Genomic DNA, 243 nt, shown 5'->3' on the forward strand with positions numbered 1-243 from the left:
GTGCTAACATTATTTATAACGGTGTAGAATCTACGTTAAAAGACATTAAATGGTATGAAGACTCTACGCATGTCATTACACTTGATAAACAACGTGACGAGCTACATGAGGATGTATATAACTTCTTGGAGCAACTAGATTGGTAAGATCTAGTTGCCTCTTTTTTTCATAAGGAATTTTTTGTGAAAACTGTAAAAATCATAAGGGGAGTATTGAAGTTTCGCTTTATACATACCGTATCTT

At 33.3% G+C, this 243-nt stretch carries 1 pseudogene; it reads left to right on the plus strand.

Going from position 1 to position 243, the window contains the following annotated elements:
• Positions 1–146 (plus strand): annotated as a pseudogene (locus SB717_RS38880) (carboxylesterase); the annotation flags it as partial.
• Positions 147–243 lie beyond the last annotated feature (97 nt).

Origin of the sequence: Priestia sp. SIMBA_032 (assembly GCF_046535215.1) — a bacterium.
GTDB lineage: Bacteria > Bacillota > Bacilli > Bacillales > Bacillaceae_H > Priestia > Priestia aryabhattai.